The sequence below is a fragment of the Peribacillus frigoritolerans genome (assembly GCF_030676415.1).
Taxonomy (GTDB): Bacteria; Bacillota; Bacilli; order Bacillales; family DSM-1321; genus Peribacillus; species Peribacillus frigoritolerans_A.
In genome coordinates, this window is record NZ_JAUUTW010000108.1 from 1 (window position 1) to 413 (window position 413).

Consider the following 413-nt stretch of genomic DNA (forward strand, 5'->3'; position numbering starts at 1 on the left):
TGACTGTCATGTGTATTACCAGGTGTTACAATCGTTCCCAATACAAAACCGTTGCGGTCTGCGGCCGCGTGGAATGAATAGGCAAACTGTTTTGTTCGTTCATCTTTCACATAGTAGCCACTCTCAGATCCGTAGTACTTTCTTTAATTGCTCTGGTTTCTTCCTTATCAAATTTATCTGGTGGAAAAGGTTTCTTTCCATGGTTTTCACGATCTTGATTGATTTCATCTTGAAGACTTCCTTGATATGCTCGTGTTTCTTTGCGTACGATTTTCTTTTCAAATTTGCGCTTATTCGCATTGGCTTTCACATGTGTGGAATCGACGAATACGTGTTCAGCACTTATTACCTTTCTATCAGCAGCTGTTATTAAGATGCGATAGAAAATCTGTTCAAACAGGTCTGTATCTTTA

1 pseudogene is annotated in these 413 nt (G+C 39.2%); it reads right to left on the minus strand.

Annotated features, from left to right (window positions below):
* Window positions 1–413, minus strand: a pseudogene (locus tag Q8G36_RS28675) (IS5/IS1182 family transposase); the annotation flags it as partial.